This is a genomic window from Mesorhizobium sp. LNHC209A00, from assembly GCF_000502915.1.
Classification (GTDB): domain Bacteria; phylum Pseudomonadota; class Alphaproteobacteria; order Rhizobiales; family Rhizobiaceae; genus Mesorhizobium.
In genome coordinates this window covers 626,488-652,118 of the sequence record NZ_AYWT01000003.1, presented here as the reverse complement: position 1 = coordinate 652,118, position 25,631 = coordinate 626,488, and the positions used below count along the sequence as shown (strand labels likewise).

The 25,631-nt window shown below is 64.2% G+C and carries 27 protein-coding genes and 1 pseudogene; 15 read left to right on the top strand and 13 right to left on the bottom strand.

Translation table 11 applies throughout. The features are described from left to right. Positions 1-7: 7 nt before the first annotated feature. Positions 8-376 carry an RcnB family protein gene (locus X739_RS155245; RefSeq protein ID WP_023781521.1) on the bottom strand — a complete coding sequence of 123 codons (369 nt, stop codon included), beginning with the start codon at positions 374-376 and terminating at the stop codon, positions 8-10. 379 nt (positions 377-755) lie between these two features. Here X739_RS155245 and X739_RS155250 point away from each other — a divergent pair, with 379 nt between their 5' ends. The 4 genes and pseudogenes from X739_RS155250 to X739_RS1000000167830 all read left to right on the top strand — a co-directional run. Further along, positions 756-2,420 carry a Na/Pi cotransporter family protein gene (locus tag X739_RS155250; RefSeq protein ID WP_023781520.1) on the top strand — a complete coding sequence of 555 codons (1,665 nt, stop codon included), beginning with the start codon at positions 756-758 and terminating at the stop codon, positions 2,418-2,420. Between the two features lie 130 nt (positions 2,421-2,550). Next, a complete protein-coding gene (locus tag X739_RS155255; RefSeq protein ID WP_023770153.1) occupies positions 2,551-2,760 on the top strand; it encodes a DUF2061 domain-containing protein in 210 nt (69 codons plus the stop codon). Positions 2,761-2,873: 113 nt separating this feature from the next. Next, on the top strand, positions 2,874-4,058 hold the full coding sequence (locus X739_RS155260; RefSeq protein WP_023794245.1) for an MFS transporter: 1,185 nt from the start codon (positions 2,874-2,876) through the stop codon (positions 4,056-4,058). Between the two features lies 1 nt (position 4,059). After that, positions 4,060-4,278 (top strand): annotated as a pseudogene (locus X739_RS1000000167830) (P1 family peptidase); the annotation flags it as partial. A 93-nt stretch (positions 4,279-4,371) separates the two neighbouring features. Here the strand turns inward: X739_RS1000000167830 and X739_RS155265 are convergent. Beyond that, positions 4,372-4,929 (bottom strand): GNAT family N-acetyltransferase, encoded by a 558-nt coding sequence (locus X739_RS155265; RefSeq protein WP_023781517.1) that lies wholly within the window; start codon positions 4,927-4,929, stop codon positions 4,372-4,374. 52 nt (positions 4,930-4,981) lie between these two features. Further along, the gene (locus tag X739_RS155270) at positions 4,982-5,692 is read right to left on the bottom strand and encodes a DNA helicase (protein ID WP_023781516.1); all 711 of its coding nucleotides are present in this window, start codon (positions 5,690-5,692) and stop codon (positions 4,982-4,984) included. Positions 5,693-6,071: 379 nt separating this feature from the next. Here X739_RS155270 and X739_RS155275 point away from each other — a divergent pair, with 379 nt between their 5' ends. Next, positions 6,072-7,055 carry a hypothetical protein gene (locus X739_RS155275; protein WP_023794239.1) on the top strand — a complete coding sequence of 328 codons (984 nt, stop codon included), beginning with the start codon at positions 6,072-6,074 and terminating at the stop codon, positions 7,053-7,055. 27 nt (positions 7,056-7,082) lie between these two features. Here X739_RS155275 and X739_RS155280 read toward each other — a convergent pair whose 3' ends face one another. Then, entirely contained in the window at positions 7,083-7,874 is a 792-nt protein-coding gene (locus X739_RS155280) for an alpha/beta fold hydrolase (RefSeq protein WP_023794237.1), read from the bottom strand. A gap of 99 nt (positions 7,875-7,973) precedes the next feature. On the opposite strand from X739_RS155280, the gene X739_RS155285 reads away from it, so the two are divergent. Beyond that, on the top strand, positions 7,974-8,891 hold the full coding sequence (locus X739_RS155285) for a LysR family transcriptional regulator (RefSeq protein WP_023794234.1): 918 nt from the start codon (positions 7,974-7,976) through the stop codon (positions 8,889-8,891). A gap of 64 nt (positions 8,892-8,955) precedes the next feature. On the opposite strand, the gene X739_RS155290 is transcribed toward X739_RS155285, so the two are convergent. Beyond that, on the bottom strand, positions 8,956-9,405 hold the full coding sequence (locus tag X739_RS155290; protein ID WP_023794232.1) for a GatB/YqeY domain-containing protein: 450 nt from the start codon (positions 9,403-9,405) through the stop codon (positions 8,956-8,958). A gap of 274 nt (positions 9,406-9,679) precedes the next feature. Here X739_RS155290 and carA point away from each other — a divergent pair, with 274 nt between their 5' ends. Further along, positions 9,680-10,897: a glutamine-hydrolyzing carbamoyl-phosphate synthase small subunit gene (gene carA, locus X739_RS155295; RefSeq protein WP_031251996.1), complete on the top strand. Its 1,218-nt coding sequence runs from the start codon at positions 9,680-9,682 to the stop codon at positions 10,895-10,897. Between the two features lie 33 nt (positions 10,898-10,930). Here carA and X739_RS155300 read toward each other — a convergent pair whose 3' ends face one another. From X739_RS155300 to mntR, 5 genes are all read right to left on the bottom strand, one after another. Then, positions 10,931-12,196, bottom strand: a complete 1,266-nt coding sequence (locus X739_RS155300; RefSeq protein WP_023794227.1) for a tetracycline resistance MFS efflux pump — start codon at positions 12,194-12,196, stop codon at positions 10,931-10,933. 156 nt (positions 12,197-12,352) lie between these two features. Continuing rightward, on the bottom strand, positions 12,353-13,273 hold the full coding sequence (locus X739_RS155305) for a neutral zinc metallopeptidase (protein WP_023770163.1): 921 nt from the start codon (positions 13,271-13,273) through the stop codon (positions 12,353-12,355). A 633-nt stretch (positions 13,274-13,906) separates the two neighbouring features. Beyond that, the gene (locus tag X739_RS155315; RefSeq protein WP_023794222.1) at positions 13,907-14,740 is read right to left on the bottom strand and encodes an alpha/beta hydrolase; all 834 of its coding nucleotides are present in this window, start codon (positions 14,738-14,740) and stop codon (positions 13,907-13,909) included. Between the two features lie 26 nt (positions 14,741-14,766). Continuing rightward, positions 14,767-14,955: a hypothetical protein gene (locus X739_RS155320; protein WP_023794219.1), complete on the bottom strand. Its 189-nt coding sequence runs from the start codon at positions 14,953-14,955 to the stop codon at positions 14,767-14,769. Positions 14,956-15,059: 104 nt separating this feature from the next. Further along, positions 15,060-15,509, bottom strand: a complete 450-nt coding sequence (gene mntR / locus X739_RS155325) for a manganese-binding transcriptional regulator MntR (RefSeq protein WP_023770167.1) — start codon at positions 15,507-15,509, stop codon at positions 15,060-15,062. Positions 15,510-15,740: 231 nt separating this feature from the next. Between mntR and X739_RS155330 the strand changes: the two genes are divergently transcribed. The 3 genes from X739_RS155330 (at position 15,741) to X739_RS155340 (ending at position 18,758) form a co-directional block, all read left to right on the top strand. Next, entirely contained in the window at positions 15,741-17,105 is a 1,365-nt protein-coding gene (locus tag X739_RS155330) for an Nramp family divalent metal transporter (protein WP_023770168.1), read from the top strand. A gap of 53 nt (positions 17,106-17,158) precedes the next feature. Next, the gene (locus X739_RS155335) at positions 17,159-17,995 is read left to right on the top strand and encodes a protein-L-isoaspartate O-methyltransferase (protein ID WP_023770169.1); all 837 of its coding nucleotides are present in this window, start codon (positions 17,159-17,161) and stop codon (positions 17,993-17,995) included. Positions 17,996-18,107: 112 nt separating this feature from the next. Next, positions 18,108-18,758 carry a dihydrofolate reductase family protein gene (locus X739_RS155340; protein WP_023781508.1) on the top strand — a complete coding sequence of 217 codons (651 nt, stop codon included), beginning with the start codon at positions 18,108-18,110 and terminating at the stop codon, positions 18,756-18,758. 9 nt (positions 18,759-18,767) lie between these two features. On the opposite strand, the gene X739_RS155345 is transcribed toward X739_RS155340, so the two are convergent. Beyond that, entirely contained in the window at positions 18,768-19,637 is an 870-nt protein-coding gene (locus X739_RS155345; RefSeq protein ID WP_023770171.1) for a LysR substrate-binding domain-containing protein, read from the bottom strand. 96 nt (positions 19,638-19,733) lie between these two features. Here X739_RS155345 and X739_RS155350 point away from each other — a divergent pair, with 96 nt between their 5' ends. Then, complete coding sequence (locus X739_RS155350; protein WP_023781506.1) at positions 19,734-20,333, top strand: LysE family translocator; 600 nt, start codon at positions 19,734-19,736, stop codon at positions 20,331-20,333. 20 nt (positions 20,334-20,353) lie between these two features. Here X739_RS155350 and X739_RS155355 read toward each other — a convergent pair whose 3' ends face one another. Beyond that, entirely contained in the window at positions 20,354-21,148 is a 795-nt protein-coding gene (locus X739_RS155355; RefSeq protein ID WP_023781505.1) for an SDR family oxidoreductase, read from the bottom strand. A 278-nt stretch (positions 21,149-21,426) separates the two neighbouring features. Here X739_RS155355 and X739_RS155360 point away from each other — a divergent pair, with 278 nt between their 5' ends. Further along, entirely contained in the window at positions 21,427-21,885 is a 459-nt protein-coding gene (locus X739_RS155360; RefSeq protein WP_023781504.1) for a MarR family winged helix-turn-helix transcriptional regulator, read from the top strand. Between the two features lie 64 nt (positions 21,886-21,949). Here the strand turns inward: X739_RS155360 and X739_RS155365 are convergent, their stop codons facing one another. Further along, positions 21,950-23,128 (bottom strand): MFS transporter, encoded by a 1,179-nt coding sequence (locus X739_RS155365; RefSeq protein WP_023770176.1) that lies wholly within the window; start codon positions 23,126-23,128, stop codon positions 21,950-21,952. 196 nt (positions 23,129-23,324) lie between these two features. Between X739_RS155365 and X739_RS155370 the strand changes: the two genes are divergently transcribed. From X739_RS155370 to X739_RS155380, 3 genes are all read left to right on the top strand, one after another. After that, the gene (locus X739_RS155370; RefSeq protein WP_023781502.1) at positions 23,325-23,681 is read left to right on the top strand and encodes a helix-turn-helix transcriptional regulator; all 357 of its coding nucleotides are present in this window, start codon (positions 23,325-23,327) and stop codon (positions 23,679-23,681) included. A gap of 97 nt (positions 23,682-23,778) precedes the next feature. Beyond that, positions 23,779-24,549 carry a metallophosphoesterase family protein gene (locus X739_RS155375; protein ID WP_023794212.1) on the top strand — a complete coding sequence of 257 codons (771 nt, stop codon included), beginning with the start codon at positions 23,779-23,781 and terminating at the stop codon, positions 24,547-24,549. 149 nt (positions 24,550-24,698) lie between these two features. Continuing rightward, positions 24,699-25,535: an SH3 domain-containing protein gene (locus tag X739_RS155380; protein ID WP_023794210.1), complete on the top strand. Its 837-nt coding sequence runs from the start codon at positions 24,699-24,701 to the stop codon at positions 25,533-25,535. Positions 25,536-25,631 lie beyond the last annotated feature (96 nt).

The following is a 25,631-nucleotide window of genomic DNA, read 5'->3' as shown; positions in this document are numbered from 1 at the left end:
TCGGAACTTACTGCGCGGCCAACGCGCCGAAGATGACGCCGGAGAGGATGCCGACCAGCACATAGTCGTTGCCGACGCGGATCCACTCCTGGCCGCGGCCGGGACGGCGCAGGCCATAGCGGCCATAGTCGCGGATCGGCCGGTGCTGCCTCCAGCCGGAATATTTCTGGCCATTGCGCCAGTTGTTCCGCTTCACCACGACCTTCTTCTTGAAGACACGCATTTTCATATCCCGGTGGCCGCCGGGCTTCTGCCAGTCGACCTTGGTGTAGTTCGACCGCGGCGCGACCGGAGCGTTCATCGGCGCTGCCTGGCCGGTGAGCGAGGTGGCGGCCAGCATCGAGAAAGCCAGAGCGGAAAGAACAATGCGTTTCATTGGAAGTCTCCTTGGTTGTCGATGCCAGAGGAATAGCGGCCAGGGGATGAACCGAAACTGAACGCCGGCATTACAATCACGTAATGAATCCAGCTGCTTAGTCCGAAGATCTGAACATCATCGCAAGGAGCGGCGCCAACGCCCTCGCAGGTCCGGCCGATCCACGGCTCAAGCTCGTGCAACCATTTGCGGGCCCGTCCATTTTCCGACAGTGGCTGTCGCCTCGCGGCGACCCCTTGAAATCGACAAATTTTTATTATCCGGCTAAAATATTCCGGCTATATTCCAAGGCTGCCATGACCATGATTCGTACCCTCGCCTTAGCCACCGGTCGCCATGCTGCCCGCCGCGCGCGCCATGCCGGCATGCAGGCGCCGCGGTGAGCGGCTCGGTCGTCCTTCTGCATCTGGCCGGCGCCGTGGCGCTGATGCTGTTTGCCACCCGCATGGTCAAGACCGGCGTCGAGCGAGCCTATGGCGACGTGCTGCGTCATCGCCTGCGCGCCACCATGCGCAATCCGATCATGGCGGTGCTGGCCGGCACCGGCCTCGCCATCGCACTGCAGAGCTCCACCGCGGTCACCTTGCTGGTCGGCTCCTTCGCTGGTTCCGGCATTGTTTCGGGCGCCGCCGGCCAATTGGCCGTGCGCGGCGCCGAGATCGGCTCGGCCCTGGTGGTCAAGCTGCTCACCTTCGACCTGACCTTGCTGGTGCCGCTCTGCCTGATCACCGGCACGGTGATGTTCATGGCCACCGAGCGGCGCGACTGGCGCCAGACCGGCCGCATCCTGGTCGGGATCGGTCTCCTGATCCTGTCGCTGGAGATGATCGGCCAGGCCTCGGAGCCGCTGCGCAACAGCCAGCTCATGCCGGTCATCATCAACTACTTCTCCAGCGATTCCATCACCGCCTATCTGCTGGCGGCGCTGATCACCTGGCTGTTCCAGTCCAGCATCGCGGCGGTTCTCTTGATGGCGACGCTTGCCGGCCGCGGCCTGATCAGCCCGGAACTGGGCGTCGTTCTTATCCTGGGCGTTAATCTCGGCTCGTCCATCATCGCGCCGATGCTGACCCGCTCGGCTGGCCCCGAAGTTCGCGTCGTGCCGATCGGCAATCTCCTGATGCGCGGGCTGGGCTCGCTGGTCATGCTGATCCTGTTCATGATCTTCCGGCCGCATGTGGGCTTCCTCGGCGCCACGGCGGCGAGCCAGATCGTCAACGCCCACATCCTGTTCAACGTGATCATCCTGCTCGCCGGCCTGCCGCTGGCCGGTTTCGTCTATCGTGCCTCCGAGAAAATCGTGGCGCTCGGTACCAAGGCGGCGCCGGCCGCTGCGCTCGACGTCGTCGAGCTTTCCGCGCTCAACGAAAGCGCGCTCGATGTGCCGAGCCAGGCCCTTGCCAACGCCACACGCGAGGTGGTGCGCGTCTGCGAGACCGTCGAGATCATGCTGAAACGCATCATCGAGCTCTATGAGAGCGCTGACTCCGACAAGATCAAGGCGCTGGCGGCCCTGGACGACCGTGTCGACCGCAGGCACGCGGCCATAAAGCTCTACCTCGCCAAGGTCACCAGGAATCCGATGACCGAAGACGAGGCGCTGCGTTGCCAGGAGCTGATCGGCGCCTGCGTCAAGCTCGAGCAGGTCGGCGACATAATCGTGCGCAACATGCTGGTGCATGTGAAGAAGAAATTCGACCGCGGGCTGGAATTCACCGACGAAGGCTGGAGCGAATTGTGCGCCTTCCATGGCTCGGTGTTGGCCAATGCTCGGCTCGCCTTCAACGTCCTGGTCTCGCGCGATCCCGAGACCGCGCGCCAACTCGTGCTGGAAAAAGACCGGCTGCGCGACCGCGAGAAGGAAACCAGCGCCAGCCATTTTATGCGGCTGCGCGAAGGCACCGCCAAAAGCGTCGAAACCAGCTCGATCCACCTCGACACCATCCGCGACCTGAAGCAGATCAACTCGCTGCTGGCCTCGATGGCGTACCCGGTTCTGGAAGAGCGCGGCCTGCTCACGGGATCACGGCTGAAGGCGAGCTGACCGGCGGAAGTTTCCCGCAATCGCACCGATTTGGAACACGCTTCCATCATTCGGGAAAGAGCGCCAAACTTAGCCTTTGCTTATCCAGCCATCCGTCGGCTAAGCATCCGTTTCCACCGGGAGGAAATCGATGGATACCCATTCGCGCAGTTTCGCCAAGGCGCTTTCCTGGCGCGTGACCGGCACTATCGATACGATGATCATCTCGCTGGTGGTGACCGGAAGCATCAAGCTTGCGGCCGCGATCGGGGTGACGGAGGTCTTCACCAAGTCGCTGCTCTATTATTTTCATGAGCGTGCATGGCTGAAGATCCGTTACGGACGCAAGTCCGTGACCTGATGGGCTTGCGATCGATCGGTCCCGTCAAGAAAACCTAAACCGGCGACAAAAATTTCTGGATTGCCTGCTACGGCCATCCATGGTTTGAGCCCTGCATTCGGGGGTTCCTTTTCATGTCGCTGCCGCTCATCGCCCTGTTCATCGCCGCCTTCGCTTTCGGCACCACCGAATTCGTCATCGCCGGCGTGCTGCCGCAGGTGGCGCAGGGGCTAGGCGTTTCTGTTCCTTCCGCCGGCTACCTCGTCTCCGGCTATGCCTGCGGCATCGCCATCGGCGGGCCGCTGCTGGCGCTCGCCACCAAGAGCCTGTCGCGCAAGACCTTGCTGCTTGGCCTGGCCGTCATCTTCACCCTCGGCCAGGCGGCCTGCGCGCTGGCACCCGACTTCACCTCGATGCTGTTGCTGCGCATTGCCGTGGCTGTCGCGCATGGCGCCTATTTCGGCGTCGCCATGGTGGTCGCCGTCGGCCTTGTGCGCGAGGATCAGCGCGGCATGGCGGTCGCCGTCATCCTGTCGGGTCTCACCGTCTCCAACGTCATCGGCGTGCCGGCCGGCACCGCCATCGGCAACATCTGGGGCTGGCGCGCGACCTTCTGGGTGATGTGCGCGCTGGGCGTGGCGGCAACGCTCGCCATCGCGGCCTTGCTGCCGCGCACCACCGGATATCATGCCAGGGCGGCGAGCCTTGCCAGCGAAGTCCGCGTCCTGGCGCGCCAGCAGGTCTGGACTTCCTTGATCCTGATGCTGATGCTGATGCTCGGCCAGTTCTGCCTGTTCACCTACATCACCCCGACGCTGCTGGAGGTCACCGGGCTCGATGAAAACCTGGTGCCCTGGGTGCTGCTGCTCAACGGCGTCGGCGCCACGCTTGGCGTCTTCCTGGGCGGCAAACTGTCCGACTGGAAACTGATGCCGTCGCTGATCACCATGCTTGCCCTGCAGGCGGTGACGCTGGCCATCATCTATGCCGTCAGCCCCTATCCCGTGCCGATGGTCGTCGCGATCATCGTCTGGGGCGGCCTCAACTTCGCCATCGGCACACCGATCCAGACCCGCATCCTGGCCTGGACGGCCGACGCCTCAAACCTCGCCGCCTCGCTCATCCCGTCCGGCTTCAATATCGGCATCGCGCTGGCCGCGTCGCTGGGCGCCGCCATGCTCAATGCCGGCTACGGCTATCGCAGCCTATCGCTTGTTGGCGCCTTTGCGATGGTCGTCGCTGTCATTGTGGCTGTCATCTCCCATTTCTGGGAACGGCGCAGCGACATCAGCCCGCCGGTACCGGCGGCCGCCGGATAACATGGCAACGACAATCGCCGATTTCGGCCTGACCTGCGGCACCTTGCCGGCGGGCACGCAACACGCGATCACCGATGTGCCTGGCGTGCGCGTCGGTCACTGCACGTTGCGCGACGGCGACATCAACACCGGCGTGACCGCGATCCTGCCGCATGGCGGAAACCTCTTCCGCAGCAAGGTGACGGCTGCGAGCCATATCATCACCGGCTTCGGCAAGACCGTCGGGCCGACTGGCTGCGCGACCAGCCCGAAAGGCGATAGGCGCGGAAAACGCCATCAGATGGCCGCCGGCGTGGAGTTTCCAAACGGCCTCTTACAAATCGATCCGGAACCGCAGGCTCTCCACCCCGCCATAGGCGGCGTCCTCGAAGAAGCGCTCGACGAGTTTGCCGCCATTGGCCAGGATCACCTTGTGCGAAGCCGGATTGCCGGGCTTGGCGGTGATCTCGACATGGGGCAGGCCGACCGCCCTCGCCTCGTCCAGCATCAGCCGCAACGCTTCGGTGGCGTAGCCGCGCTGCCGCTTCCAGGGCACGACGGCGTAGCCGATATGCCCAAGCACGTGCGAAGGCAGTTCCGGCGTGCCCTTCTGCCAGCGAAAGCCTATCGAGCCCGCCGCCTCGCCGTCCCATATCCAGCGGCGGAAACCCGGCAAACGTGGCACCTTTGTCCCGTTGGGCAAGGCGATGGGCGGCCCCTTGGCCTCGGGATCATCGAGGCTGGCCAGGAACGCCACCGGGTCTTCCTCTATTGCCGCAAGCTGCTCGCGCGTCGCTTCCAGGAGCCGCACATTGTCCGGCGACCAGCCGCGTTCGAGCGCCGCCTTGTAGCTCGGCAGATGTTCAAGCGCCGGTTTGACGATCTCGACCATGATCGATGCCTCCTGAAAAACGCGGCAGGCATAGCCTTGGACAGCAGGGTCCTCAAGCCGCCTGGAAATGGATCTCCCCCTTGTTCAGGAAGCAGGTCTTGCTGAACAGCGACAGGTCGAGCGGATTGGGCAGCCTGATATCGCCGATATCGGGGACCGGTTTTTTCGACAATTCGTACGAACGGTCGACCTGCGCGATGAAGACCAGGATAAGCCCCCTGTCGCGCGCGAATGATCGTAGCCTGCGTATCTGGATCATCAGATCCGGATTTTCCCGCTTCTGGTCGAGCAATTGCAGGTAGTCGATCACCACCAGCGTGCCGGCCCCGGCCTGGGCTAGCCGCGCCACCATGTAGTCGGCCGAGATGGCATCGGAATTGTCGAATTCGAACCGACCCTCGAATTGCCGTGGCTCGACCCCGATTGCGCGGAAGCGGTCGAGAATGTCCGCCTGCGTATATTCCAGCGTGAAGAACACGCTGCGCCGGCCGCGCCTCATGGCTTCGACCGCCAGTTCCAGGCTCATCAGTGTCTTGCCCTGGCCCGGCCGAGCGCCGACCAGCAAGAGGTCGCCGGGCGCAAGTTGTGCAAACAAGCTGGCGGCGGGTCCGGTTTTCGCGACCTTCGCCGCAAGCAGGCTCCAGCTCGCAAAACCTTCTTGTGCCGCAATACGATCGAGCGCCTGGTGGAGCGGGATTTTCACCGCGCGGGACAACAGCCTGGCTTGACGCTTCAGATGATAGACGGGCCAAGACAGCCTCATCGCAAAACCTCCTGGTGCGAGCAGTCTTTGCAACCCCTCCTTATGCCTGGTGCTCGAACAGTCGGTGCGGTGATTGGATGGCCCCGCATGAACGATGCTTTCCCGGCGGAGGGAGGAGGCGTGGGCCGCGCCAGAATCAGATCATAGCCCAATCGCGCCGGCTCGAAAATCGGGCGTTCGTAGATATGGAGGCTCCCGCCGCAAGCCTTGACCCGGCATGGCCGCTTATGGATGGTTGCGCGTTGGCCTGGTCTTTTCGCGCCTACTTGCCGGTGCGCTAAACAAGATGTGTTTCGCCTGATGGCGCGCCGCGTTTTATGATCGCCCTCGGGTGATTCCGCGGGGATCACAAAACGGCTTCGACAGGAGAATGGGTCCGGTGCGGTTGAGATCTGTCCCGTTGGGTGTCGTTACGTTCCTCGGTCTCCTCGTCGCCGTCATGGCCTTGATGGCATCGGCCCGGTCCTTTGCCGCGCCATCGGCCATTCCGGCCTGGCTGGACCCCCATGTCGGCGATGGCGATGGCCAGATCTCACAAGTGGTGCTGGAGCGGGCGCGCGCGCTTTACCTGAAAAAGGTCGCGCAGGGCGTCGTCCGGAACCCGTGCTACTTCGCCATGGACGCCACCCGTCCCGGCGATTTGGGCAATGGCGTGCTCGGGCGCCGCTACTATGTCATATGCGAAGCCAGCCAGTCGTTTCGCGCGATTTCGTCTGGCCACGGCGGCGGCCGCAACCTGAAAGGCACGGTGGACTTCTCTAATGGCAGGCGCTGCGCCAGGAATTTCGGCAATGCCATGGATTCGGAACTGACCGCCGGCGGTCCCTACATGACCCGCGAGGCGAAAACCTCGTTCAAGGGCTATTATCGCATCGGCGCCAAACAGGACGTGGCTTTCCAGCGCACCTTCATCCAGTTCGACGGCGAAGGCGAAGCCGCCAATGCAAGGCAGCGCGTGATCGGCGGCCACGCGGCGCAGGTGCTGCGGGGCATGTGCCTGCGCAAGAGCCCGAGCAGTTCCTATGCCGACCATGACGGCTTCGTGCCGTTCGGCAAGCTGGTGGATTATGCCGGCGGCCGCAGCAATGGGTGCACCAGCTGGTCGCCGGCCGATGCAAGGCAGCTCATCTCGATGGTGAAGGACAACCCGACCACGCTCTATATCTATCCGGAATCGCGCGACATCGCCGCCGTGGCAAACGGCCGTTCCCGTTCAGGCACCTACTGGAACGCATCCTGCCTGAAGGAAATCGGCACGCCGAAATTCTGGCCGCGAACAACCCTCGAGCCGGTCATTGACCAGTACAAGAAGGACCATCCGGCGGCGCCGCCGCAGCCGCTGCCGATGTGCAAGGAGCCGTGAGATGGACCCACGGCACCCTGCTCCGGCTCAGTGCAGGAAATCGAGCACGGCCTGCATGAACTCGGTGGGGTATTCCACGTTCGACAGGTGAACCGCGGGAAGCACGACAAGCTTCGCGCCGGGCACCGCGGTCGCGATCAACTCACTATGGCTCGCCGCCGTCACGGTGTCGTGCTGGCCGGCGATCACCAGCGTCGGCCTCGGGATCAACGCGACGGTGCGCCGAAGGTCGGCATCGCGAACCGCCGCGAACAGGCCGGCGAGGCCTTGCCGGTCGATCGCAAGCAACATGGCGCGGAATTTCTCGATGACGGGTTCGTTGGCCGCCACCATGTCGGCCGGGAACCAGTTGTTGAGGAACACTTCGGCGGTTTCCGACATGTCCGGCGCCTGCCGGACGACGGCGATCCGCTCGTCGAAATAGCTTGCCGGGGAGAGGTGAGATGAAGTGTTGCTCAGGATCAGCCGGTCGACCCGTTCGGGCGCGTGGATGCCGAGCCACTGCCCAACGAAACCGCCCAGCGACAGACCGAGGAAATGCACCCGGCCAAGGCCGAGCGCATCGATGAGTTCGATCACGTCGCGGCCAAGCCGGTCCAGCGAATAGGCGCCGACTGGCACGCTCGATCCGCCATGGCCGCGAAAGTCGTAGCGCAGAACGCGGAAATGCCTGGACAGTTCGCCGACCTGGCCATCCCACATGTGCAGCGTGGTGGCGATGGAGTTCGAAAGCACCAGCACCGGTTGCCCGGCGTCACCATCGAGGCGGTAGGCGATGCGCGTGCCGTCGCCGACGGTCACGTAATTCAGCTCATTCATGGTAAGATCCTTTTGGAACGTTGAATGAGGCAAAGCGTAGCTGTGGCCGGGATTTGGTGATATTACAAAGATAGAACAATCTCTGTAACCAAAGCTGACATGGCCGAATTCACCCTGCACGACCTCCAGTGCTTCGATGCGGTGATCCGCAGCGGCGGCTTTCAGCCGGCTGCGGCCCTACTCCATCGCTCGCATCCGGCGGTGTTCGCCGCCGTCGCCAGGCTCGAACGACAGCTTGATCTCGTCCTCCTGGATCGCGGTGGCTATCGCGTGCGGGCGACCGAAGCGGGCCTGTCGTTCCATCGACGGGCGCAATCGCTGCTGCGCGAAATGGAAGCCCTGCACGTCCACGCCGCCCAGCTGTCGATGGGCGAGGAAAGCGATATCCACGTCGTGATCGGCGACCTCTGCCCCCGTCCGCAAATGCTAGGCATGCTCGGACGGTTCTTCTCCCAGTACCCCGGCACGCGGCTGCATCTCCATTTCGAAGCCGTCGGCGGCCCGTGGGAGCGCCTTTTTGACGACAAAGCCGATCTCATCCTGCACTGGATCGACAAGGGCGACGTACGGGTTGAATGGATCGATCTCAGCAAGGTGTCGTTCATTCCCGTCGTTGCGCCGGGCTTTCTGCCGGAGCGCGTCGAACAACCGGTCACGCTGGAGAAGATGCAGGCATTCACCCAGTGCGTGATGCGCGACACCGCGACGCATTCGCCGCGACAGGACTACTTCGTGGTCGAGGAGGCGCCGCAATGCCTGGTCCCCGATCAGGCCATGAAGAAGGAAATCATCCTGCAAGGGCTCGGCTGGGGCCACCTGCCTCACTTCCTGATCGCGGAAGAGCTGCGCGACGGCCGCCTATTATCCATAGCCGGCAGTCATCTGCCGGGCCGCACCGACGAATTGGTGGTGGCGCGCCGCCGCGACCGGCCGCACGGGCCGATCGCCAATCGCTTGTGGGACCATATCCAGCAGGAAGCACCGGCATTGCGCCGCGCGTTGGAGCCTCCGGTCTAACAGCAAGCCTCCGCTTGGCGTCGAGTGGGCCGTGTTGGAAGCCGACGACGCGAGGGTAAAAGCCCTACTGCAACAACCCCTTGACGATGCCGCTGGCCTTGCCGAAATCCATCTGGCCGGCATATTTCTGCTTCAGCGCCGCGATCACCTTGCCCATGTCCTTCTGGCTGGCCGCACCGGTCGCCGCTATCGCCTCGCGCGCCGCCGCCGTGACCGCCGCATGGTCAAGCTGCGTCGGCAGGAAGCCGCGGATGATCTCCATCTCGCCGCGTTCCTGCGCCGCCAGTTCCGGGCGTTTGCCGTCCTCGAACGCCTTGGCCGATTCCTCGCGCTGCTTCACCATCTTGGCCAGGATCTGCAGGATTTCCTCGTCGCTGGCGGGTTCCTTGCCGGCACCGCGATTGGCGATGTCGCGGTCGTGGATGGCGGCCTGGATCAGCCGCAGTGTCGGCAGCCGGTGCTTGTCCTGCGCCTTCATCGCGGTCTTCAGGGATTCGACGATTTTCGCGCGCATTGCTCTCTCTCCTTCGGTCGGCGCGGACAATAGCGCCGGGGACAGGCCAACGCAAACCAGATATTGTGGATCAAGCCTCTGATATTGCTTGATGAAATAAATCGCGGCCGCATTTCGCATGATCATTGACCGCCCTGTCCCCTTCCCCTATGTACTGGGCCTTGCATGAACTGAAGCTTGGGTGCGTGGAGGCCGCGAATTCGCCGCTTCGCGCCGTTTGCCGCGCCAACGCCCGCCGGGCTATGGAAGCGCGCGGCTTGATAGGAGTGCCGCCATGGCCGAGATGACGCCCGCGCTGACCCCACCTTGGGCCACCGAAAAGCCGACCGCCCTTCTGGTGCTGGCTGACGGCACCGTCATCGAGGGTCGCGGCCTCGGCGCCACCGGCTCGGCGGTCGCCGAGGTCTGCTTCAACACGGCACTTACCGGGTACCAGGAAATCCTCACCGACCCCTCCTATGCCGGCCAGATCGTCACCTTCACCTTCCCGCATATCGGCAATATCGGCACCAATGGCGAGGACATCGAAGACCTCAACCCAGCCGCCCGCGCCGGCGCCGTCGGCGCCGTGTTCAAGGCCGATGTCACCAACCCGTCCAACTATCGCGCCGCCGGCCATCTCGACCAGTGGCTGAAGAGACGCGGCATCGTCGCGCTCTCGGGCATCGACACCCGCGCGCTCACCGCGCTGATCCGCGAAAAGGGCATGCCCAATGCCGTCATCGCGCACGCGCCCGACGGCGTCTTCGACCTCGACGATTTGAAGCGGCGTGCCGCCGCTTGGTCGGGCCTGATCGGGCTCGATCTCGCCAAGGAGGTCACATCGGGGCAGTCTTCTGTCTGGCGCGAGACGCCTTGGGTGTGGAACGAAGGCTTTGGCGAACAGGCCGATCCGTCGCTGCACGTCGTCGCCATCGACTACGGCGTCAAGCGCAACATATTGCGGCTGCTGGCCGGTCTCGGCGCCAAGGTGACCGTGGTTCCGGCCAAGACTGGTGCCGAAGAAATCCTCGCCATGCGGCCCGACGGCATTTTCCTCTCCAACGGCCCCGGCGACCCGGAAGCCACCGGCGACTATGCCGTGCCTGTCATCCAGGACCTGCTCAAGACCGACATTCCGGTGTTCGGCATCTGCCTCGGCCACCAGATGCTGGCGCTGGCGCTGGGCGGCAAGACCGCCAAGATGCATCAGGGCCATCACGGCGCCAACCATCCGGTTAAGGATCACACCACCGGCAAGGTCGAGATCGTCTCGATGAACCACGGCTTTGCCGTCGATGCCGACTCCCTGCCCGCGGGTGTCGAGGAAACCCATGTCTCGCTGTTCGACGGCTCGAATTGCGGCATCGCGCTCACCGGCCGCCCGGTGTTCTCGGTCCAGCATCACCCCGAGGCCTCCCCCGGCCCGCAGGATTCGCACTATCTGTTCCGTCGCTTCGTCAACCTCATCCGGCAAAAGCGCGGCGAGGAATTGCTGGTGGAAAGGGCTTGAGAGGCGTCGCGCCGCCCCTCACTTGCCTCCGGCTCATAGCTGGGCTCCATCTTCCACGACATCGTTCGTGACAGTCATGACCGTCGCCGGCCTAGCCACCTTGGTGACGAAGACGATGACCGCCAGCACCAGGAAGCATGCACCGACCAGATAGGGCGCGCCACCGAAGGTGACGGGCGCGCTGGGGCCGGTGAACCAGGAAAAGATGGCGGTATAGAGCAGCGGCGTGATGATCGATGTGATCGAAAAGATCGAGGTCATCGCGCCTTGCAATTCGCCTTGTGCCGAAGGGGGAACCTTGGCTGCGGCGAGGCTTCTCAGCGGCGGATCGGCCAGCGCTTCCAGGCAGCCGGCGACGATCACCGCGTAGACCATCCAGCCTTGCGAGGCGAAGGCATAGCCGAAGGCGCTGGCCGCGGTGAACGTCAGGCCGATGACCGCAGTCCTCCACTCGCCGAGCCTTGGGATGACGCGCGGCAGCACCGTGCCCATGATGATGGCGCCGCACAGGCCGAAAGCGCCGAGCGAGAAGCCTATCTGCTGCTCGCTCCAGCCGTAGCGGTAGTTGGAGACGAACGACCACACCGCCGGATACATCATGTGGCCGAGCGTCATCAGGAAGAAGACCAGCCCAATCCAGCCGATGCCCTGATATTGGCGCATCTGCAGAAGCGTGCCGACCGGGTTGGCGCGTTTCCACTCGAAGCGGCGGCGGTGCTTTTCATCGAGCGTTTCCGGCAGGACGAACATTGCGATGAGGAAGTTCACGAAGGCGAGCCCGGCGGCGAAAAAGAACGGCACGCGCGGTCCGAACGTGCCGAGCAATCCGCCCAGCACCGGCCCGATGACGAAGCCGACGCCGAAGGCGATGCCGAGCAGGCCGAAATTCTTCGCCCGGTTCTCGTCGTTCGAAATATCGGCGATGAAGGCCGACGTCGTCGAATAGCTGGCGCCCGAAATGCCGGCTAGGACGCGACCGATGAAGAGCATCGGATAGGACCAGGCGATGGCGCAGATCAAATTGTCGATGGAGAAAGTCAGCACCGAGGCGAGCAGGATCGGCCGCCGCCCGAACCGGTCGCTCAGGCCGCCCATGATGGGCGCGAAGAAGAACTGCATGGCCGCATAGACGAAGAACAGCCAGCCGCCTTCGATCGCCGCTTCGCTAATGCCGACGCCGGTCAGTTCCCTGAGAAAGGCAGGCAGCACCGGCATGATCATGCCGAAACCGATGATATCGAGCAGCAGCGTGGTGAAAACCAGCGCAAGGCCCCGCTTGGCGGTTTTGGGGTCGATCATGCTGGGTCAAGCTCCTCTGGCCGCCCTTGGGCGCGGGCGGACGCACCTTATAGGCGAGCCTGCGGAAAGGAACAATGCGAGAACAGGCAGGATGCTTTGATCCTGACACTCCCTGACGGCGTCTTGGCCGCCAGCTCCATGTCCGAAAATGACTGCTTAGAGCGGGCCGCTCATCGTGTTGCAATCGGAAAGCTTGCCGCTCTTGTAACCGCGCGTCAGCCAGGTCTGCCGCTGCTGCGAGGTGCCGTGGTTGAAGCTTTCCGGCACGACATAGCCCTGCATCTTCTTCTGCAGCGTATCGTCGCCGATCTGCTTGGCCGCGTTCAGCGCGCTTTCGAAGTCGCCCTGCTCCAATATGCCCTTCTGCCCGGTATAATGCGCCCACACGCCAGCGAAGCAGTCGGCTTGCAGCTCGATGCGCACTGACAGCTGGTTGGCATCGGCTTCGCCCATGCCTTGCCGCATCTGGTTGAACTTCCCCATGATGCCGGTGAGGTTCTGCACGTGGTGGCCGACCTCATGCGCGATGACATAGGCGCGGGCGAACTCGCCGGAAGCGCCGAACTGCTGGTCGAGTTGCTGGAAGAAGGTCATGTCGAGATAGACCTTGTGGTCGCCCGGACAATAGAACGGTCCGGCCGCCGCCGAGGCGAAGCCGCAGGCGGAGCGGACCTGGCCGGAAAACAGCACCAGCTTCGGGTCCTCGTAGGTCAGGCCTTGCGACTTGAAGATGCCGGTCCAGGTGTCTTCCGTCTCGGCGAGCACGGTCGCCACGAACTGCTTCATCTCGTCATTGGCCGGTGTTGCGCCGCTGTCCTGGCCACCGCTGTTGTCTGATATCTGGCCACCGCCGCCCGGCAGCAGGCCGCCGTCGCCACCGCCCAGGATCGTTGAGGGGTCAAAGCCGAAATACCATCCGGCCAGCACCACCAGGATGACGAGAAATATGCTGCCGCCGCCACCGGCGCGGCCACCGATCGGGATGCGGAACTGACCGCCACCACCACCGATCCCGCCGCCGCCATCGCTACGGTCGTCCTCGATATTGTCACTCTGACGACGGCCTCTCCAGAGCATGGCAACTCCTCGTGCTGCGAACTTCCCCATTGCTCCGGCAGGGCCGGCTCAACCCAACAAACAAGTATCGCAATGGTTGCTCCAAGTCACAGCATTTTTGTGGTCAGGCATGGCCGCTTCACCGCACTGGCGTGTGCGCCCAAGGCCTGTAGCATCGCCGGCATTGGGAGGGGTTCCAGGCTTGAGGACGATCAGGGGTTTCCTGTCGCTGCTGGTGGCGTTGCCGTGCCTCGAACAGAAGACAGGCGGCTTTCCCGGCGGCATGCTGCGCAAGGCGAGCTGCGACAGGCTCCCCAACGAGGCGAGCCGCGGCCGGCTGGCCAAGACCGGCTGGCCAAGACCGGCTTCAACGATTGCATCGCGTCCGGCAAGGACACAAATTCTGCACCAAGGAATTCTCCAAGACCGCCGGCCCGCGCGCTTGCGACAAGGCCCATTCCTGCCGCGAGGATTATATCTGCACCGAAGGCTACGATGATCTACCCGAGGCCAAGCCTGGCGAAGGGACCTGCATCCCGCCCTATTTGCCATCCGCGCAGCTGGAAGCAAGATGTCAGCGAGTGAAGCAGACCGAGGGCGGCAGGCCCGGAAGGAATTAGACCGGTCCGGCGGTTCTATCAAACGCCGAACCGCCTAGCCGGCTTCCAGGCTCCGCCAGAACTGGAGGACCGTGGCGGCGATCGCCTCCGGCGCATCTTCCTGGACGAGATGCTTGGCGTCGGGGACTGTCTGAAACGTCGCGCCAGGGATGCGCCGCGCCAGTTCCCGGCCGTCCTTTACCGGAATCCAGTCGTCATTTTCGCCCCACAGGATGGCGACCGAACAACGAATCTCGCCATATCGCCACTCCACCTCCTCCGTGTACTTATCGTCCATCTGCGCGACTTGCCTCCAGAACGCCCTCTGGCCCTCGTCGCCAAGCCATGGACGAAGATAGGCCTGCATCTCGTCTGCGCGTAACCGATTGTCCGTCGCGCCATCGATGTAGGCCCGCAAGATCGCTTCGTGAACATACGCGGGCAGCCCAGCAAAAACCTTCTCGCTCTGCTTGGCTGCCTGGACCAGCGGCGAACCTTGCGGGCTGATCGCCACCGGATCGATCAGCACCAGCGAGCGGAACTCCAAACCGTTGAGCAGATGACCGCGCAGAGCGGTTGATCCGCCGAAATCATGCGCGACCACGTCGGGCCGTTCCAGCTTCCAGTGGGCATAGAGGGCCGCGAACAGCTCGTTCTGGATGCCGCGCGACACATCGCCGTCCGGCTTGTCCGACCAGCCATAGCCAAGCATGTCGAAATAGTGGATGCGTCGCTGCTTCGCTAGCCATGGCGCGATGCGGCGCCACTCGACCGAGGAGAATGGCGTGCCATGGAGAACGACGGCGGGCGGTCCTTCCCCCATCATGCCCCAAGCGATCGAATGTCCCTGAAAGACGAAGCGTTCGGGCGGGCGCCACTCGATGGTCATCCGCATCGATCCAGAACTGCCGCCGCCTAGTCTTTCTGCTTGGCGCCGGCGCTCTTGCCGTCGGAGCTTTTCGAGCGTTCCTCGAAACGATCGGCGCCCTTCTTCAGCGGATTTCCCGTTTCGGCCTCGGTCTTGCGCTCGTCCCTGGCGGCCGCCTGTTCCAATCCTGTGGCTGCCTGCTTGCCTTTTGCGGTCGGTGCCTGCTCGATGCCCATTGCTTCCTCCCTGGCGCGCAACAGGCGCGCAATGAGAGGGGAACGCGTATAAGCGCCGGCGGTTCCAGCGGCTAACATGGTCGAAAACGCGGCAATGAAGCGCTTCAACGCGCCGTCATCGCCTTGCGGAAAGCTTCCAGCGTCTCGGCGCTGACATGGTGCTCGATCCCCTCGGCATCGATGCGCGCCGTCTCGGCGCTGACGCCGAGCGAACGCAGGAAGGCCTCGACTGTCTGGTGGCGGATGCGGCTTTCCTCGGCGACCTTGCGGCCGGCTTCGGTCAGGAACACGCCGCGATAGGGCTTTCGCGACACGAGCCCGTCGGCGCAGAGCCGCGTCAGCATCTTGGCCACTGTCGGCTGGGCGACGCCAAGACGCGCGGCGATGTCGACCTGGCGCGCCTCGTTGCCGTCCTCGATCAGGTCGGCGATCAGTTCGACATAATCCTCGACCAGCGCGCTGCGGCGCGCTTCGCGCGTCTGCCGGAACCCTTCCGAATGGACACCTGCATCGAGCAACGGCTCACGCGGGACCGGTCTGTTCTTAAGCGCCAATGCGCGCTCCTCCTCGGGAGTTTACCGTCCCTGCTTTTATAGCACGGGCTGTGATTCTTCAGGCCGTTTATTTGCATTCCGAGAGAGGCGCAACCGGCCTCTCCCAGGCGCCCCTTCGCACGCACAACGCGGCGAGATAAAAAGCACCAACAATGAAATATAGCATATTGCATAATGTTGAGCCGTGGCATACCTTGAGGGCATCCTCCGGAAGTCGCGGAAAGCCTTTTCATGTCAGAAGCAGACGTCACAACTTCCCGGTCCGCATGGCGCTTCGCCAGTCGGGATGAAGACGATCAGCCCAGTCTGCGCGAGGTCAACGCCTCCATCGCGGTGCCGACATCAGGCGTCTGGTTCCGCCGCCTGTTCGCCTTCATGGGCCCCGGCTACATGGTCTCGGTCGGATATATGGACCCGGGCAACTGGGCGACCGACCTCGCCGGTGGCGCCCAGTTCGGCTACACGCTTTTGTTCATCATCATGCTGTCCAACCTGATGGCGATCCTGCTGCAGGCGTTGGCCGCGCGTCTTGGCATCGCCACCGGCCGCGACCTCGCCCAGGCCTGCCGCGCCTACTATCCGCGCCCGGTCAACCTCGTGCTGTGGATCGCCTGCGAACTCGCCATCATCGCCTGCGACCTCGCCGAGGTGATCGGCACCGCGATCGCGCTGCAGCTTTTGTTCGGCATCCCGCTGATCGGCGGCGCCATGGTCACCGCGCTAGACGCTTTCCTGGTCCTGCTCCTGATGAACAAGGGTTTTCGCTATCTCGAAGCCTTCGTCGTCGCGCTTTTGATCGTCATCTTCAGCTGCTTTGCCATCCAGATCTTCGTTGCCGCCCCGCCGGCCGGCACGATCCTGCATTCGATGTTCGTGCCGTCCTCGGAAATCGTCACCAATCCGGCGATGCTCTACATCGCCATCGGCATCATCGGCGCAACGGTCATGCCGCACAATCTCTACCTGCATTCCTCGATCGTGCAGACCCGCGCCTATGAGCGCACGGAGGCCGGAAAACGCGATGCCATCAAATGGGCGACGACGGACTCCACCATCGCCCTGATGCTGGCGCTGTTCGTCAATGCCGCCATCCTGATCGTCGCGGCGGTCGCCTTCCACGAAACCGGCCACCAGGATGTCGCCGAGATCGACCAGGCTTTCAAGCTGCTGTCGCCGCTGCTTGGCCTCGGCATCGCCTCGATCCTGTTTGCCGTGGCACTGCTGGCGTCAGGCCTGAATTCGACGGTGACGGCAACGCTCGCCGGCCAGATCATCATGGAAGGTTTTCTGCGCCTGCGCATCCCCAACTGGGCTCGGCGCCTGCTGACGCGCGGCCTCGCCATCATTCCGGTGGTGGTCGTCACCGCGCTCTATGGCGAGAAGGGCACCGGCCAGCTGCTGGTCTTCAGCCAGGTGGTGTTGTCCATGCAACTGCCTTTCGCGGTCGTCCCGCTGGTGCAGTTCGTGTCCGACAAGAAGAAGATGGGCAATCTCGCCATTCCGCGCGGCGTCGCCGCACTGGCCTGGGTGGTCGCGGCCATCATCCTGGTGCTCAATTTCAAGCTGCTCTACGACACAATGTTCGGGGTTGGTTGACGTTCCGTTTAATCACGGGACAAGCCGCCGGATCGCGCTATCTTCCCGATGCCATGAGCGACCTCGAAGACATCAGGACATTCTACGCGCGGCTGATGGCGGCCAATGCCGCCTCATCGGACCCGCGCCTGGAAGAAGTGTTCGCCAGCGTACCGCGCGAGGCGTTCCTCGGCCCCGGCCCATGGACGGTCATCACCGGCAACGGCACGGTCACCACGCCAAGCGCCGATCCGGCCCACATCTGCCAGAACGTTCTGGTAGCGCTCGATGCCGACAAGGGCATCAACAATGGCGAGCCGTTCCTGCACGCCATGTGGATCGGAAAAGTCGCACCAAAGCCTGGTGAGGCCATCACGCATATCGGCGCGGGCAGCGGTTATTACACGGCTTTGCTGGCCAAACTGGTTTCGCCAGGCGGCACCGTCACCGCCTTCGAGATCGACGAAAACTTGGCTGGGTTAGCGCGCAAGAATCTGGAAACCTACGGCAATGCGACCGTTTTCCATGGCGACGCCGTGACGTCGCCGCTGTCGCCATCCGACATCATTTATGTCAATGCCGGTGTCGTCGCCCCTCCCGCCGGATGGCTGAAAGCGTTGCGCCCCGGCGGCCGCATGATCTTTCCCTGGCGTCCCGCCGAGCGCGTCCCGCTGGCGATGCTGGTGACCCGCACCGAAAAGGGCTTTGCCTGCGATCCGTTCATGCGTGCCTGGTTCATCCCATGCTTCGGCGCCTCGCTCGCGGATCTTGCGGCGAAGATCCCGACACGCGAGCAGGCCACGCGCAGCCGCTCGATCTGGCTGGTCGAGGACAGGCAACCGGACCGCACCGCCACGGCGATCTTCGAGCATGTCTGGTTCTCGTCGAAAGCCGTGAGCGTCCGCGGCTGACCTATCGCGGGCGGACCAAATCTCGCGGCCTTTGTCGGGACGGGCGCGGTTGCTCCGTCCTTGGGTTGAAGTCCGGCCGCGATGGCGTGGACGCAAGCAAAGGGAGAGCACAATGAGAAAGATCATCGCCGCGACCTTCGTCAGCCTCGATGGCGTCATGCAGGCGCCGGGAGGGCCGGAAGAGGATCCGGTCGGCGGCTTCGAATTCGGCGGCTGGACGTTCCACTATTTTGACGAGGTGGGAGGCGCGGCAATGGAGGAATTGTTCTCCAGACCCTTCGCCCTGCTGCTCGGCCGCAGAACCTACGACATCTTCGCCGCGTACTGGCCCTACCAGAAAGATCCGATCGCGGATGCGTTCAACCCCGCAACCAAGTACGTGGCGACGCATCGGCCTGACACCCTCACCTGGCAGAACACGCACGCGCTTGGGCCCGATATCATCACGGCCTTGCGCCGCCTCAAGCAGGAAGATGGACCTGACCTGCTCATCCAGGGGTCTGGCGATCTCATCCAGACCTTGCTCGCCAACGGGCTGATCGACGAGATCCGGCTGATGATCTTCCCGCTGTTGCTGGGCAAGGGCAAGCGGCTGTTCGGCGATGCAGCGATGCCGGCCGCTTTCAAGCTGGTCAAATCGCGGACTTCGACCACCGGCGTCATTATCGCGACCTATGAGCGCGCGGGCGAGATCAAGGTCGGCTCCTTTGTCACTGGCGAGCCATCCGACGCCGAACTCGAGCGGCGCAAGAACTGGAAGTAAATTCGGTCATCAAGCAGCCTGTAAACGCCGCGCCAGCCCGTCCCTTATATGCCGGGCGAATTCCTGCGCCGCCGTGCTCACGCCATGCCGCGGCAGGTGCAGGTTGATGGCAAAATTCGGCAGCGGCGGCAGGCCGGTGTCGAACGGCAATATGTCGAGATCGGCTGGCACGGTGGAGGCGAGCCATGTGGTGACGGCGAGGTCGGAACGAACCGTCGCCGTCGTCGCGTCGATGTTGCCGTTCTCGAACACGCTGCGCCATTCCAACCCATGCTCCTTGAGTGCCGCCAGCACCACCGGCCGGAAGGCGCAGGTGTCGGCAACGATCGAGACGGGCAATGGCCGCTTGGCGCGAGCCACCCCACCCCTTGCGCCGACCCAGACCAGCCGGTCGATGGCCAGGCATTCGCCCGAGGTTGGACCGACCCGCTCCTCGATTACCGCGAGGTCGATGGTGCCCGCCGCCAGTGCCGCCGCCAGTTCCGGCGAGGAGGCGCAGACCAGCGATATCTCGACCTGCGGATAGGCCTCGGCATAGGCCTTCAGTACGGGGGCCAGCAAGGTGCCGACAAGGTCGTAGGGAACGCCGAGCCGCACCTGTCCGGCGACAACGCTCCCCACCATCTCGGTCCAGATCTCGTCATTGAGGCTGAGCAGGCGCCTTGCCTTGTCGAACAGCCGCTCGCCGGAATGGGTCAGCCGCAGACCGCGCCGGTCGCGCTCGAACAGCCCGCAGCCGAGCGTTTCTTCCAGCCGCTTGACCTGCTGGCTGACCGCGCCCTGCGTCAGGTGCAGCGCGTTGGCCGCCGCTGTCATGCTGGCCTTGTCGGCGACGGTGACGAAGGTGCGCATGAGACTGGTATCGAGATTGCGGATCATGATCGGCATTATAATTGCTAATGACGATCATCGCAAACATTGCATTTACTGATCCAACTCTCAGTCTAACATGAAGCCTCCGACAAGGGATGCTCCATGCTCCAGCCTATCCTGCCGCTCATCCTGTTTGCCTTCGTGGCCACCGCGACGCCGGGCATCGCCACGACATTATCGACCGCTTCGGGTGCGCAATTCGGCTTTCGCCGCTCGGTTCCCTTGATGATCGGCAGTGCCGCCGGCCTCGCGACCGTGACGGGGGCGGCCGCTGCCGGGCTTGCCGGGCTGCTGCTTGCCATGCCCTCGCTGCAGCTTGCCATGAAGATCGCCGGCTCGCTCTACCTCGTCTGGCTGGCAATCAAGATCGGCCGCGCCGGCCCGCCCAATCTCGATGTCACCATGGCCAAACCCAACAGTTTCCTGGGCGGCGCCGGCATCCAGTGGATGAACCCCAAGGGCTGGGCGATGGGCCTGGGCGCGGCGGCGTCCTTCGCCGCGCTGACCGACGGACCGGGACAACTCGCTTTGCTGCTCGGCTCGACCTTCGGCCTCACCGCCGCTATCTCGCTGTCCGTCTGGTGCGTGGCGGGCATGGTGCTGGCGCGACTGCTCAAGGCCGAGTGGCAATGGCGCGCGCTCAACATCGTGCTGGCGCTGGTGCTCGCCGCGTCGATCATCCCGATGTGGCGGACGGTCTGACGGCCGGCCGCCACGTCGGCCTAAGCCGCGTAGCGCGGGGCCGGCTTGTCGGCATGCAGGCTGCCATAGAAGGCCTGGCGGGCGCCTAGGAATGTGTCCAGCTTCCCGGTGTCGGCAAGCGCCGGCACGGTGACGGCCTCGCCCCTGGCCAGGCCGACAAGGGCAGCGTCCACCATATCGTCGGCGGTCATGACGATCTCCTTCGGCAACTGGTCGATATCACCGCCGGAAAGCTCCCAGAAATCGGTCCGGGTCGCGCCCGGCAGCACCACCTGCACCGTCACTCCAGTGCCCGCGACCTCGCGATGCAGGGCTTCGGTGAAGTTGACGACATAGGCCTTGGTCCCGCTGTAGATGCCGCCGAACGAGGTATCGAAGGCCAGGACCGAGGCGATGTTGACGATCCCGCCCCGGTTGCGCGCCAAGAGCCCAGGCAGCACGGCACGCGTCAGCCGGGTCAGAGCCACGACATTGACCTTGATCATGCGCTCGGCCGCGTCGGCGTCGGCGGTTGCCACCACTGCCTGACCGCCAAGGCCGGCATTGTTGACCAGCAGCGTCACGGTTTCGTCGGCTGATATCGACTGCTCGACACGGCGCAAATCGTCGTCGTCGGATAGATCGGCGCTGAGCACGCTGACGTTGCGACCGTGGGCATGGCGCAGCTTCTCGGCCAGCGCCTGTAGTCGATCTGCACGGCGCGCCACCAGCACCAGGTCATAGCCCTGCCCCGCCAGACGGTCCGCATAGACGGCGCCGATCCCCGATGAGGCGCCGGTGACGACCGCCGTGCCCTTGTTGTCATTCTTGCTCATTATCGCGTTCCTTGTGTTCGCTGTCTTCCGCCGGGGTGGATATATATATCGGCCGGCAAGGCTGCTGTTCGAATTAGTGGCATATGCCACTTTCCGCGAAGTAGGTATATGCCAGCATCTTGTCAACGGCGGCGGTGAAAACTATTTTTGCGGCGGGCTGGCGCACCTGCCGGGGCGATTCCAGCAAGTGCTCAGCGGTTTAGCGCCCCGAATTGCGCAACAAGACAGAGCATTGGAGGCGATGCGTTTCGCCGGAGATGTTCCAGCAAGGAGCGGTCATGAGTGAAGCTGATGGATTTAGCCGTTGCAACAATGCCACCTTGCGGCGCACCGCGCGCAGGCTTGGCCGGTTCTACGACGACGCGCTGGCGCCTTCCGGCCTGAAGGGTACGCAGTTCGGCCTGCTTTTCCAGATCAGTGTCGGCGCCGACCCGGCGATGGGAGCCATTGCCGAGGCGCTGATCATGGACCTCTCGGCGCTCGGCCATACGCTGAAGCCCCTGGTCCGCGACGGCTATGTCGAAACCTTCCCCGACAAGGACGATCGCCGCGTCAAGCGCGTACGGCTGACGCCATCAGGACAGGCCAAGCTCGACGAGGCGATCAAGCTATGGAGCGTCGCCCAGCGGCAATTCGAGGCCATGATCGGCGCGCAGCAGGCCGCGAAACTGCGGGCCACACTCGATGAAGTGGCTGCGTTGAAGCTGGAACTGCCCGCGGTCACTCCTTCCAGCTGAAGAAGCGGCCGCCCAGCTGAAGAAGCGGCCGCGAAAAACGACGATGCATGCCTCGGAGCCGGCCTTATTCCGCCGGCATGGTGACGGCCCGGGCAAACACCCGTCCCGCCAGCACGATGCCCAGTCCGATGATCGGGAACACCGCCGCGACCAGGCCGAGATCGGCGGGCGCGCCGTAGCGCAGCACGCCACCACCGACCACCGCGCCCACCGCCACGCCGAGATAGAGCGCCGAGCCGTTGAGCGACAGCACGATCGGTGCGGCGTCCGGCGCCAGCTTGATGATGCGGCTGGCCTGCGCCGGCGGGAACGCCCAGCCGACGATGCCCCAAGGCACCATCATCGCCATCAGCGCCGGTCCGGCGATGTGCTGCGGCAGGAAGGTCGGGATGACCGACAGCATGACCAGCATGGCCGCACTCAACGCCAGCGACCAGCCGACGGTGCGGGTGGCGCCGAAACGGTCGGCCGCCTGGCCGCCGGCAATGTTGCCAACCACAGCGCCGACGCCGAAGGCGAGCAGCATGCCGGGCAGCGCGATCTCGCTCAGCCCGCCGCTCTCGATGGCAAGCGGCGCGACATAGGCAAAGACGGTGAAGGCACCGACCAGCGCCAGCAATGTCGTCACCAGGATCGGCATCACGCCGGGACGCATGGCGGCCGCCAGCCGGCGCTTCAGCGGCAGCCTGGTGCCGATGATGCCGCGAGGCAGGCGGTACCACAGGATGGCGCCGGACAGCGCGCCAAGGCCGGCAATGGCGTAGAAGGTGCCGCGCCAACCGGCGATGGCAGCGACCAGCGCGCCAAGCGGTGCACCGACAGCGACGGCCACGGTGGTGCCGCCGACGACGACGGCGATGGCGCGGGCTCGGTGATGATCATCCACCAGCGCCACCGCCGTGCCTTGCGCGGTCGCCGCGAACAGGCCCGACGACAGCGCCATGATGATGCGTGCGACGAGCAGCACTTCGAAGGATGAGCTCAGGGCGGCGACGACATTGCCGACGACGAAGAATACCAGCGTCCACAGGATGACGCGGCGCCGGTCCCATTCGCCGGTCAGCGTCGCCAGGATCGGCGTGCCCAGGGCATAGGCGAGCGCGAAGGCGGTGATCAGCGAGCCGGCGAGCGGCACCGAGATGCCGGCATCCCTGGCGATATCGGGCAGAAGGCTGGAGATGACGAAGCCTTCGGTCGAGATTGCAAACGATCCGAGCGCAAGCCAGAAGATTCTCTTGTCCATGGGAAAGCGTCCTTAGTTCAAAAGTTATTGAACAATTGGACATAAAAGGGCATCATGTCAATGAAGCCAGGTAAAAATAGCACAACCATGCTGACAGCCCTGTGTCAGGACGGCCCATGAAGTGGAGAAACACCGTGTATGGACCGGGCAGGATCGACGCGTTGAAATCGGCCCGAACTGTGCTTAGGTTCCAGCCATGACCTTGCCACACCCCAATACGGACCAGATCAGCCTGCCCATTGTGCTCGGCGTGCTCGGCGACCCGACGCGGCTTGCGATCGTGCGCTATCTCGCCAGCAAGGAAGGCGTGCCGCTGAACTGCAGCCGGTTCCTCGATCTCGGCTCCAAGACCAACCTCAGCTACCACCTCGCCAAACTGCGTGAGGCCGGTGTCACCCGCGCCGAAGTGGTCGGCACCAACCGCATGATCACGCTGCGCCGCGCCGATCTCGACGCCCGCTTCCCCGGCCTGCTCGACAGTGTCATCGCCGCGGCCGCGGACGACGCCGCTCTGCCGGCCGTCGGCGGCCACGACATCGAAGCGTTGGCCTGACACGTTTCCTTTCTCTCGCGAAGCGGTAGGAAACCATGTCCCTGTCAGGATCGCCCTTTCGACCAGTCGCTCGCCAGCCTGTGGAGCTCCCTCGAAAATGCGCTTAGCCGTCCTGGCCGATATCCACGGCAATGTTCTCGCGCTCGACGCCGTGCTCGAAGACATGGCGCGGCGCGGCGGCGCCGACCTCACCGTCAATCTCGGCGACAGCGTTTCGGGGCCGCTGTGGCCGCGTGAAACAATGGAGAGGCTGGAGGCGCTCAGCCTGCCGACGGTGCGTGGCAACCATGACCGCCGCGTCGCCGTCGATCCGGCCGACGAGACCATGTGGGCGTCCGACATCTATGCGCGGCAGCGACTGACGCCAGCGCAGCGCGATACACTGTTCGCCCAACCCTTGATCCTTGAGATCGCGCCCGGCGTCATCGCCTTCCACGCCCGCCCCGATCACGACGAGAAATACCTGCTCGACGCGATCGTCGATCGTCAGCTGGTGCGCGCGCCGCTGGCGGCGATCCGGCGCCGGCTGAAGGCGCTCGACCCGGCCTGCCGCATCGCGCTGTGCGGCCACAGCCATCGACCCGAACTGATCCGTATCCCTGACGGTCCCGTCATCTTCAACCCGGGCAGCATCGGCTGCCCCGCCTATGACGACGACACGCCGCCGGCCCATGTCTCCGAACAGGGTTCGCCGCACGCCCGCTACGGCATCGTCACCCTGGGCGGCGCCGGCCAGCCGGATCGCTTCGAGATGATCGCCGTCGAGTACGACCACGAGGCGGCGGCACGGCAGGCTGAACACACGGGACGCCCGGAATGGGCGCACGGCCTGCGCACCGGCTTCATGCTGGAAGCGGCGCGGCCGTGATCCTGATCCCTAGACTTGCACCGCCAGCACCGGTCCGCCGCAATGACTAGCCTCAATTTCCAGCTTACATGGCGGCACATCGTCCCTTATAGAATTCGCCGGACATGCGGCGAGACCGCCGCGGCATGGTGGTATCGGCGCACGGCCAAATGATGAGGCGCACAGTTACGCTCCGAACAGGTTTGCATGCGCTGGTTGCCGCTCCGCTGCTGATGGCGGCATGGCCGGCTGTCGTCCCGGCCCATGCCGAAGAGGCGCCGTTCATCTCCGTCATCACCGGGCTCGCCCCCGACGACCTGCTCAATGTGCGCGCCAAGCCGTCGGCGATCGGCAAGACCGAGGCCCGTCTGGCCGCCGGTGCGAGCGTGAGAAATCTCGGCTGCAACGACATTGACGGCCATCCCTGGTGCAAGGTCGAGTCTGACAATCCCAAAGCCACCGGCTGGGCTCCCGCGCGCTACCTCGTTCCTCTCAATCCCGCGACCGTGCCCGACGAGGCGGCGGATACGCCCGGCATGGCCCCCGAAGCCGCCGCGATGCCCAATGCACCCGACCTGACCGCACGGCTGGGCGACGCCAACCAACCGGCCAGCCCCGAAACCATGCCGAAATCCGCGGCGGAGATCGCCATGCAGGATGCCTACGGCCTGGCGCTGGCTGCAACTCAAAACGCGCCCGCGGCCGAAGAGCCAACGGGGGCCACGGCAGCCGCCGATGGCGCCCTGCAAATTCCCTGCGCCCGCTACGTTGGACAGCCGATGGCGCCTTGCGCGGCGAGCGTGACACACAAGGGCACTGACAAGGCCGACGTGACCGTGACCTGGCCCGATGGCGGCAGCCGCGTCATCTCCTTCACTGCCGGCCTGCCGGCAAGCTCGGACGCCGGCAGCGACTTCCGCTTCACCCGGGAAGGCAAACTCAACATGATCCGCATCGGCGTGTCGGAGCGGTTCGAGATCACGGACACGGTGGTGCTGGGGAATTAGGCACGCTCCAGGGTCGACGCGAGGGAATGAGGCGCGTGTTTGCTTAGCACGCGTACCCGCATTTTCGGGGTTACATCGGGCAAAACTCTTCCCTAT

What these genes read in the sequence shown, in the direction of transcription:
- X739_RS155350 (WP_023781506.1), top strand. Translation starts at nt 19,734, where the DNA reads ATGCTCCAGCCTATCCTGCCGCTCATCCTGTTTGCCTTCGTGGCCACC.
- X739_RS155375 (WP_023794212.1), top strand. Translation starts at nt 23,779, where the DNA reads ATGCGCTTAGCCGTCCTGGCCGATATCCACGGCAATGTTCTCGCGCTC.
- X739_RS155285 (WP_023794234.1), top strand. Translation starts at nt 7,974, where the DNA reads ATGGCCGAATTCACCCTGCACGACCTCCAGTGCTTCGATGCGGTGATC.
- X739_RS155335 (WP_023770169.1), top strand. Translation starts at nt 17,159, where the DNA reads ATGAGCGACCTCGAAGACATCAGGACATTCTACGCGCGGCTGATGGCG.
- X739_RS155320 (WP_023794219.1), bottom strand. Translation starts at nt 14,955, where the DNA reads ATGGGCATCGAGCAGGCACCGACCGCAAAAGGCAAGCAGGCAGCCACA.
- X739_RS155355 (WP_023781505.1), bottom strand. Translation starts at nt 21,148, where the DNA reads ATGAGCAAGAATGACAACAAGGGCACGGCGGTCGTCACCGGCGCCTCA.
- X739_RS155265 (WP_023781517.1), bottom strand. Translation starts at nt 4,929, where the DNA reads ATGGTCGAGATCGTCAAACCGGCGCTTGAACATCTGCCGAGCTACAAG.
- X739_RS155270 (WP_023781516.1), bottom strand. Translation starts at nt 5,692, where the DNA reads ATGAGGCTGTCTTGGCCCGTCTATCATCTGAAGCGTCAAGCCAGGCTG.
- X739_RS155245 (WP_023781521.1), bottom strand. Translation starts at nt 376, where the DNA reads ATGAAACGCATTGTTCTTTCCGCTCTGGCTTTCTCGATGCTGGCCGCC.
- X739_RS155280 (WP_023794237.1), bottom strand. Translation starts at nt 7,874, where the DNA reads ATGAATGAGCTGAATTACGTGACCGTCGGCGACGGCACGCGCATCGCC.
- X739_RS155340 (WP_023781508.1), top strand. Translation starts at nt 18,108, where the DNA reads ATGAGAAAGATCATCGCCGCGACCTTCGTCAGCCTCGATGGCGTCATG.
- X739_RS155365 (WP_023770176.1), bottom strand. Translation starts at nt 23,128, where the DNA reads ATGGACAAGAGAATCTTCTGGCTTGCGCTCGGATCGTTTGCAATCTCG.
- X739_RS155330 (WP_023770168.1), top strand. Translation starts at nt 15,741, where the DNA reads ATGTCAGAAGCAGACGTCACAACTTCCCGGTCCGCATGGCGCTTCGCC.
- X739_RS155360 (WP_023781504.1), top strand. Translation starts at nt 21,427, where the DNA reads ATGAGTGAAGCTGATGGATTTAGCCGTTGCAACAATGCCACCTTGCGG.
- X739_RS155290 (WP_023794232.1), bottom strand. Translation starts at nt 9,405, where the DNA reads ATGCGCGCGAAAATCGTCGAATCCCTGAAGACCGCGATGAAGGCGCAG.
- carA (WP_031251996.1), top strand. Translation starts at nt 9,680, where the DNA reads ATGGCCGAGATGACGCCCGCGCTGACCCCACCTTGGGCCACCGAAAAG.
- X739_RS155370 (WP_023781502.1), top strand. Translation starts at nt 23,325, where the DNA reads ATGACCTTGCCACACCCCAATACGGACCAGATCAGCCTGCCCATTGTG.
- X739_RS155300 (WP_023794227.1), bottom strand. Translation starts at nt 12,196, where the DNA reads ATGATCGACCCCAAAACCGCCAAGCGGGGCCTTGCGCTGGTTTTCACC.
- X739_RS155380 (WP_023794210.1), top strand. Translation starts at nt 24,699, where the DNA reads ATGATGAGGCGCACAGTTACGCTCCGAACAGGTTTGCATGCGCTGGTT.
- X739_RS155305 (WP_023770163.1), bottom strand. Translation starts at nt 13,273, where the DNA reads ATGCTCTGGAGAGGCCGTCGTCAGAGTGACAATATCGAGGACGACCGT.
- X739_RS155255 (WP_023770153.1), top strand. Translation starts at nt 2,551, where the DNA reads ATGGATACCCATTCGCGCAGTTTCGCCAAGGCGCTTTCCTGGCGCGTG.
- X739_RS155315 (WP_023794222.1), bottom strand. Translation starts at nt 14,740, where the DNA reads ATGACCATCGAGTGGCGCCCGCCCGAACGCTTCGTCTTTCAGGGACAT.
- X739_RS155345 (WP_023770171.1), bottom strand. Translation starts at nt 19,637, where the DNA reads ATGATCCGCAATCTCGATACCAGTCTCATGCGCACCTTCGTCACCGTC.
- X739_RS155260 (WP_023794245.1), top strand. Translation starts at nt 2,874, where the DNA reads ATGTCGCTGCCGCTCATCGCCCTGTTCATCGCCGCCTTCGCTTTCGGC.